The 7,945-nt window shown below is 59.6% G+C and carries 10 protein-coding genes; all 10 read left to right on the top strand.

Annotated elements, in window-relative coordinates:
• The first annotated feature begins 62 nt into the window (after positions 1 to 62).
• Positions 63 to 1,157, top strand: coding sequence for a helix-hairpin-helix domain-containing protein (locus R6U20_RS10465; RefSeq protein ID WP_410337802.1), 1,095 nt, complete (start codon positions 63 to 65; stop codon positions 1,155 to 1,157).
• 75 nt (positions 1,158 to 1,232) lie between these two features.
• The gene (locus tag R6U20_RS10460; protein ID WP_410337801.1) at positions 1,233 to 1,475 is read left to right on the top strand and encodes a gas vesicle protein GvpG; all 243 of its coding nucleotides are present in this window, start codon (positions 1,233 to 1,235) and stop codon (positions 1,473 to 1,475) included.
• Positions 1,476 to 1,529: 54 nt separating this feature from the next.
• Positions 1,530 to 3,458 (top strand): ArsA family ATPase, encoded by a 1,929-nt coding sequence (locus R6U20_RS10455; protein WP_410337800.1) that lies wholly within the window; start codon positions 1,530 to 1,532, stop codon positions 3,456 to 3,458.
• Between the two features lie 54 nt (positions 3,459 to 3,512).
• Positions 3,513 to 3,743 (top strand): gas vesicle protein, encoded by a 231-nt coding sequence (locus R6U20_RS10450; protein WP_410337799.1) that lies wholly within the window; start codon positions 3,513 to 3,515, stop codon positions 3,741 to 3,743.
• The gene (locus R6U20_RS10445) at positions 3,736 to 4,140 is read left to right on the top strand and encodes a gas vesicle protein K (RefSeq protein WP_410337798.1); all 405 of its coding nucleotides are present in this window, start codon (positions 3,736 to 3,738) and stop codon (positions 4,138 to 4,140) included. Before R6U20_RS10450 ends, R6U20_RS10445 begins: the two co-directional genes overlap by 8 nt.
• 102 nt (positions 4,141 to 4,242) lie before the next feature.
• On the top strand, positions 4,243 to 4,662 hold the full coding sequence (locus tag R6U20_RS10440; protein ID WP_410337797.1) for a gas vesicle protein: 420 nt from the start codon (positions 4,243 to 4,245) through the stop codon (positions 4,660 to 4,662).
• A gap of 349 nt (positions 4,663 to 5,011) precedes the next feature.
• Positions 5,012 to 5,233 (top strand): gas vesicle structural protein GvpA, encoded by a 222-nt coding sequence (gene gvpA, locus R6U20_RS10435; RefSeq protein WP_410337796.1) that lies wholly within the window; start codon positions 5,012 to 5,014, stop codon positions 5,231 to 5,233.
• A gap of 314 nt (positions 5,234 to 5,547) precedes the next feature.
• Complete coding sequence (gene gvpN / locus R6U20_RS10430; RefSeq protein WP_410337795.1) at positions 5,548 to 6,498, top strand: gas vesicle protein GvpN; 951 nt, start codon at positions 5,548 to 5,550, stop codon at positions 6,496 to 6,498.
• A gap of 35 nt (positions 6,499 to 6,533) precedes the next feature.
• Complete coding sequence (locus R6U20_RS10425; RefSeq protein WP_410337794.1) at positions 6,534 to 6,899, top strand: hypothetical protein; 366 nt, start codon at positions 6,534 to 6,536, stop codon at positions 6,897 to 6,899.
• Positions 6,900 to 7,065: 166 nt separating this feature from the next.
• Positions 7,066 to 7,818, top strand: coding sequence for a GvpL/GvpF family gas vesicle protein (locus tag R6U20_RS10420; RefSeq protein ID WP_410337793.1), 753 nt, complete (start codon positions 7,066 to 7,068; stop codon positions 7,816 to 7,818).
• Positions 7,819 to 7,945: the final 127 nt, after the last annotated feature.

The raw sequence follows: 7,945 nt of genomic DNA, 5'->3' as shown, positions 1-7,945 counted from the left end.
TCACGTGTGGCACGCTCTTCTACCTACTTGCTGGTTTTCTGCCCTAAACCTCCCGTTACGACATGGCTTCCGTTGCTGAACAAGTCCAACAACTAAAACGCGAAATGGCCGATCAGCGCCGCAAACGGGCCGAATCGCTGCAGCAGATTCGCAGTGATGTGCATGCCGTGGAAGGCACGGTGGCCGATATGTTGAGCCAGTTCAGCGAAGCGCGCAATCAGGACGCACGTGCCAGCCGCGAGGCGCGGCAAGAGCACATGAACAAGGTGCGTGCCGATGCGCAATCCATTACCGGCAGCGTTGCCGACTTGCTTGAGCAGTTCCGTAACGAACGTGCCGCGGCTACACAAGCAGAATCCGATGCACGGACGGACTTTGTGGACCAGGTGTGTACGCGGGTTCAGACGCTGTTGAGCGAGGCCAACGAGGCACGCAGCGAAACGCGCGAACAAGACAAGGCACAACGTCAGGCGGTCATGCGTCAAATTGCGGATGAGGTTGCGCAGTTGCTCCAAGACAACCGATCTGCTCGCGGCCAGCTTGTCGACGATGTTCGCGCCGACACGCAGCGCATCTTGGAGGAAGCCCGTGCTGAGCAGTCGGAGCGCCGCGCTGTGATGCAGGCCCTACACGAGGCATGGACCCGCGCAGAAGATACTCCGGGAGCGCCTGCAACACCGCCAGCACAGCCCGCTTCCGAACCTGCTGCAACACCGGCCGCCGCTGCTGCTCCTTCTTCTACCGCTGCATCCGATGCTGCGTCCAGCGAGGAAGCAACCACGCCCAACGAGGCCTCCTCCGAAGCGGTGTCGTTAAACGATGACTACACAGCCGCTCCCCCCACATCCGACGAAGCAGACAACGAAGCCGTTGCCACCGATGCTACGGAGACCACTTCAGAAGATACGGAGGACGCGCAGGAGGCAGACGAGGCGCAGGCTGCGTCAGGAACTGAGCCGGACCCAGAGCCTGACGACTTCTCCGTGCTGCAAGGGGTGGGTCCGAAGATCGCCGACAGGTTGCACGAGGCTGGATTCATCACGTTTGCTGACCTGGCCGATGCAACCCCCAGCGAAATCCGCGACCGGATTGATGAGTTGCCTCCGTTTGTAAACGTCATAGCGTGGGTTGAGCAGGCTGGCGAGCGCGCTCAGTAAGGCAAGAGCTTTGCATCTGGCAACTGCCTGCGCATGCATGATGCCTCGTGATATCCGTAACCCGTCTGACTCATCATGTTTTTGATCGACGATATTCTGCTTGCGCCTGTGCGGGGCGTGCATTTTATCGCCTCCTCCATTCACGATGCTGTGCGCGAGGAGATCGAAAGCGAGCGCCAGGCGCTGCGTAACGAGCTCAACGATCTGTACATGGCGGTTGAGACGGACGAAATCTCTGAAGATGCGTTCGATGCCCGGGAAGAAGAAGTGCTCGACCGTCTCGACGAACTCGACGAGCTGCAAGAGCGCGTCCAGTAGGTGGAGCGCGGTCGGAATGCGCGCTATCGCGATCCCCTTCGCATCCCCCTGATTATGCCCGATGTACCGCCATTTGTTGCCGATGTGCCTCCGCTGCTGTTCGTTGCGGGCAAAGGAGGGGTGGGCAAAACCACATGCGCTGCCGCTACGGCCCTGTGGCATGCACGTCGGCAGCAGCACGCCTCAGGCCGACCGGTGCTGCTCATCTCAACCGACCCGGCCCACTCCATCGACGATCGGCTGAACGAGGTGGCATGCCCAGATACCTTGCATACCGAGGCCTTCGACGCACAGGCGGCCGTAGAGTCGTTTCGAGAAGCGCACCACGACACGCTGCACGAGATTGTAGCGCGCGGCACGTTCTTCGACGATGCCGATATTCAGGAGCTACTCGATCTGGCATTGCCGGGTATCGACGAGGCCATGGCAGTGCTTCGGCTGGAGGAACTGCTCTCGGACGATACATATGCACGGGTCATCGTAGATACAGCGCCCACAGGCCATACGCTGCGCCTCTTTGAGATGCCCGAGCGCTTTGTCACATGGGTCGACTTTCTGGACGTGCTCCTCGAAAAGCATCGCTACATGCGGGCGCGTTTCAGCGGTCGTACCGATCCCGATGCGCTCGACACGTTCGTGAGTAGCCTCTGGACGCGCGCCGAGCGCGTGATGCAAACCCTCCGTACCGCTGATCAGGCCGGTGTGCTTGTCGTAACGCAGGCCGAGCCTGCCATCGCAAAAGAAACCGATCGCCTTATTTCCCACTTGCACGATGCCTCGGTCGCTGTGCCCGCTGTCGTCATAAATCAGTGGCAGGGGGATGCAGAGGCCGAAGCTCTCCCGGCAATGTGCCCCAGCGACATGTGCTGGACGCTTCCTGCGCTGTCGCAGTCTGAACTGCAGGAGCACCTGCCCACCCTGTGGACCCGCGCAGCGCGATACGATTCGGTGTCGCCGGGTGGCGGCAGCGCGAACGAATCGCGCAGTGCGCTCTCCGAAGAGCAGTCTGCCCCGCACACACGTGGCATACCTCGTGTGGCCCATGCGGCGCCGTGGCCGCGCCATGAACTGCTCCTTGTTGCGGGGAAAGGAGGCGTGGGCAAGACAACAATCGCCTGTGCAACGGCCCTGCGGCTGGCAGGAGAAAAAAACCCATCCCATACAGATGAGCAGCGCGTACTGCTGCTTTCGACAGATCCAGCGCACTCGCTGGCCGACATCCTCAATACCGAGGTGCACGATACCCCTGCAGGCGTAGCGCCCGGACTCGACGCCGCCTGTGTGGATGCCGAGGCGCGCTTTGAGCGGCTGCGCGGTGCGTATGTCGATGAGGTGCAGCAGTTTTTCCAGCAGACAGGCGGTCGCTTCGATATGCCCCATGACCGGCAGGTAGCGGAGCATTTGCTCGACCTGGCCCCGCCCGGAATCGACGAAATCATGGGCATTACCGCCACGCTCGATCAGTTGGAGGACGACCGCTACACGCATGTCGTGCTGGATATGGCACCGACGGGGCACTTCTTCCGCTTTATTGAGATGCCCGAAGTGTTCAACGCCTGGATTCGGTCGCTCTTTCGCCTATTGCGTACGTACCGTCGCATGATTCATGCGCCACGTCTGAACGACCGGTTGGTGCGTCTGTCGAAGCAGGTGAAAACGCTGCGCCGCATGCTGCAGGGCACGCACGACACCCGCACCGGCTGCGTGTACGGCGTTACCATGCAGGATCGGATGGTGCATGCAGAGACGGAGCGCTTGGTGAACCATTGCACCCGCGCAGGGTTGAGCATACCGACACTATTTGTCAACCGTGCGGTGCGTCTGGCATCCAACCAGCTCGAGGGGCCCGCGTCGGTACACACGATAGACCGCATCCGCACCGACTTTCCGGATCAGCATGTGGTGCGCGTTGAGCGTGGCACGCCGCCTGTTGGCATCGACACGTTGCGGGCGTTGGGCCGTGCGCTCTACGCATCGCCCTGATACGTGCTGTGTGCCTCGTCTCTCACTACTTCACTGGCTCGGCCTCTGGCAACTATGCCCGACCATCCCCCGCCCCCGCAGTACGTCTCGGACGTAACCCTTGCAGAAACGCTTGACCGTGTGCTCGACACAGGTGCAGTGTTGCGAGGCGATGTGGTCATCACCGTAGCCGATGTCGACTTGCTGTACCTGGATCTCCGGCTGCTACTGAGCGCTGTAGACACCGCTCGTGGATACGGCGCCCTCGCTTCCTCCGATCCATCCGATCGTGCTACCCATGAGTAACGCCGTGAGTGACGCCGCGCCCGATCCTGCTTCCCGCGCCCGTGCGGCGCTGGATCCAGTCAAGCCGCATCGCACCGCCTCCGCCCAGAACGTGTCAGCTGTGCCCCTGTCAGACGGACAGCGCCGCGTAGAAGTAGCGGAAGACAATCCAGGAAAGGGGTTGGCGCACCTGGTGCTGACGCTCGTAAAGCTGCTTCATGATCTGCTGGAGAAGCAGGCTGTGGGGCGCATGGAGCGCGGCACATTAACGGATGAAGAGGTCGAGCGCGTGGGCCGTACGCTTATGAAACAGGCCGAGGAGCTGGAGCGGCTTTGTGAGGTGTTTGGGTTGGAGCTTGACGATTTGCATCTTGACCTGGGTACCATTCAGCACCCTGAATCTACTCCGGCACCGTAAATCGGGCACGTAGGAGCCGTACCGGAACTGCGTTTAGATGCTGGATTGAACACCGAGGCGCACACACATTTTTACCCATCACGGATCAAATTTTCCTTCTGTATGAGCCGTTCAATGCAGAACATGCGCGGACCGCGCAGCGCTACCTTGGCCGATATTCTGGAGCGTGTGCTCGAAACCGGCATCGTCATTGCCGGGGATATCAAGGTGAACCTGAACGACGTGGAACTGCTCACGGTGCAGATCCGACTGGTCATCTGCTCAGTCGACAAAGCCGACGAGATGGGGATGGACTGGTGGAAGTCTGCCGACTTCTTGCAGGCCCAATCGGCCTCAGGCACCGAGAATAACGATGCAGCGGGCAAGGCTTCTGCCATCCAACAGCAGCAGTTTGATGCCCTGAACGCGCGCCTTGATCGTCTGGAAAAGACTATGCGCCTGCTTGCCGACGACACCGCAGAGCCCAACCCGCCCTCAGACGCTGACGCCCCCGACGCGTCATCTCCCGACGTTTCCTCATGATGCATGGTCGCTTTCCCCTGCGTTGCATGTGTACCGCTTCAACACATCTCAAACGGCAACGTTACGGAATACATTTTCTTTCTTGGGTGCGGCATTGTATGCTTACCAGTAGTACTGCAGGAACGCAGTACACCATGCTTCACGGTGCACACCCGTCGCATAGCACATGGAACGGTTCTTGGGCTCTACGTAGCGTGAAGATGCTTCTGCAATTCCACACCGTTAGTACGGTAGCTGCTTTGGCGTGCAGTGTGCAAACGCGCTACTTGCACGAACAGCTTGTGGAAGGCGCAGAGAGGCATAAAGCCATTTTCCGTTTTTTGCATAACCACTCAACGAGGTACTTAGTATGGCAGAAGTTCAAAAGACAAGTGATGCCAGCGGGCTGGCAGAAGTCGTTGATCGCATCCTGGACAAAGGAATTGTGATCGACGCGTTCGTCCGTGTTTCGCTGGTTGGCATTGAATTGGTATCGGTAGAGGCGCGTATTGTTGTGGCCTCGGTCGAAACATACCTGAAGTATGCTGAAGGCATTGGGCTTACGGCTACAGCAGCTGCGCCTTCCTCATAAGGCGAAGACGTGTCACAAAAAGCCAGCCGGGCGTGCACACCCAAGCTCCATCTCGAAGCTTGCAGCTCTTAGGCCCAACAGCCACAAGCGTGCACGTCTCCTGCTTTCATGGTTGGCCGTCAATCGATGCACCAAGCAGGAAACCCGGATGCACACGATGCCTTGCGCTGTGTGCGGCTGGCTTTCCTGCTTTTTGGTTATGCCTCCTGGGAGTGGCATCGTCTCTTGTGCATTTGCCGCCTGAACGCGCTGCGCGTTGATTCGCTGCGCAGTGTTCGCTCACGCACGTTCTGCCCCGTTTTCCCCGTGTTTGTATGGAGCCGTCTTCCTCTTCCCCGTCAGTTGCTAATAGTTCGCGTCGTCGCGACGGCATCTTCGTTCCCAAGCCCAGCGATTCGTTCGTCGTCACGCCCGCTGTAGAGCGCGTTACGCAGCGTGCCATGACGTACTTAGACGCAGGCTACCCCATTCATCTAACAGGCGTATCGGGGACAGGAAAGACGAGTTTGGCCTTCCATATCGCAGCGCGACTGGAGCGTCCGGCTGTCTTACTCCACGGAGATAGCGAGTTCTCGCGCTCTGACCTGGTGGGCGGCGAGGTGGGCTATCGCAAGTCGAAGGTGGTGGATAACTTCATCCGTTCGGTGCTCAAAACTAGCGAGCAGGTGCACAAGGTATGGGAAGACAAGCGCCTGGCGCAGGCCTGCCGCGAAGGCTACACCCTCATCTACGACGAGTTTAACCGCTCGCGCCCCGAGGCGAACAACGTGCTGTTGAGCATCTTGGAAGAGCGCATTCTGAATCTGCCCACGCGGGGCGGGCAGAGCGAGGGGTACGTGCGTGTGGACCCGAACTTCCGGGCAATCTTCACGTCGAACACCAAAGAATATGCGGGTACGCACGGCACACAGAGTGCGTTGCTCGACCGCATGATAACCATCAAGTTGGAGTATCCAGACCGAAATACCGAAGTGCAGATCACGCAGACGCGCTCGGGTATCGACGAGGCGCTCGCCGAGCGTATTGTGGATCTGGTGCGCCGCGTGCGCAACCGCCTTGAGGCCTACCATGGGCCGTCGGTGCGCGGTTCGGTGGTGCTGGCACGCGTGTTTGCCGACCGGACGGAAGACATCACGCCTACGTCTGCATTCTTCCGCGACGTGTGCCTGGATGTGTTGCGCCCCGCCCGCGCTGCTGGCGATTCCGACCGCGAATCCCAAACGCGGCAGGTCATCGTCGACTCTATTGACGAGATGCTTGCATAACCACGCTCTTTCCTTGCGCTTTCTTCTGTGCTACTATGAGTGATTCGCCTAATCCTCCCGACCAAGACCCGCGGCGCACGTCGTCGAAGCACGCCCCCCCGCGAGTGAACCGCCCCCGTCCGCCATCGACGCGTCCGCCTACGAGTATGCGGTCGCTGGCCTCGCAAGAGCCACACACGCTGTATGTGCGCATGGCCAACCTGCAGATGGCACGCACGCGGCAGCAGCGTATCCGCTCGGCACTGCAGGCGCAAGTCAACGACTGCACGCAGCGCATTCGCGAGATCGACGAGAAAGTGGACGCCATTAAAGCCGAAATCCAGAAGACAGAGGCGTCCCGCAGCTCGAATCTTGACGACGACGCCTCGGCAGAGGATGGCGGCTTTGAGTACGAGTACTAATTCGTTTTTCGGTAGTGGTCAGACGTTACGTGATACGATGCATGACGGGATGGGCACGTGTAGCCGCTATCGTCATGCTGACCGGCGGATGAGGTCTTCAGTAATCACTAACCTTCTATCCACTACCCGTTTTTCTATTCTCCCTTTTGGCCCTTCTCGTTCTTCCATGAGCCATTCCGCCAAGAAATATCTGTACGCCATCGCCCCCGCCGATGCGTTTGATGCCGACACAATGTCGCTCACAGGGATCGACGGTGCTCCGCTCTATGCTGTGCCGCGCGATGGGCTGGCCGTGGTGGTAAGCGACCTCGACCGGACGAAACTTCGTCCGCGGCGCCGGCACCTTAAGGCGCACCACACCGCTGTAAACACGCTCGTACGCAGCGACATCGACATCTTGCCCATGTCGTTCGGCGTATTGGCGGAGAGCACCGACGAACTGCGCACGTTTCTGGCATCAAACCAGGGCACGTTGCGTAGTCAGATGGAAGCGCTGCGCGACTGCGTCGAGATCGGTTTTCGCGTGGCGTGGAAGGTCGACAACCTCTTTCAGTACTTTGTGGATCATCACGAGGGCCTGCGTGAAGCCCGCGACCGCTACTTCCAAGATGGCGAGCGCGAGCCTACCCGCCAAGAGAAAGTGGAGCTCGGCGAGTTCTTTCGCGAGGTACTTGAGGCCAAACGCGCTGACTATCAGGATCGGGTGCGTAACCACCTGCAGCCGCCTGCCGAGCAGATTCATGCCGACGACTGCCGCGAAGATACGGATGTGATGCGGCTGGCGTGCCTCGTAAAGCGTGACCGCGTCGACGCCTTCGACGAAGCGGTACATGCTGCGGCCCAAGAGTTTGACGAGCATTTCTTGTTTAAATACACGGACCCCACCGCGCCGTATACCTTCGTCGACGTGACACTGTAGACGTAGCACTGTAGACGTGACACTGTAGACGTGACACTGTAGACGTGACACTGTAGCTTACGTGCCTTCCTCGACTTCGCCTCCACCGCATTCCACCCGTGCGTATGCCCACCCATGTATCCTCCTT

It is taken from the genome of Longimonas sp., from assembly GCF_046498435.1.
GTDB lineage: Bacteria > Bacteroidota > Rhodothermia > Rhodothermales > Salinibacteraceae > Longimonas.
This window is presented reverse-complemented; position numbering and strand designations above follow the sequence as displayed.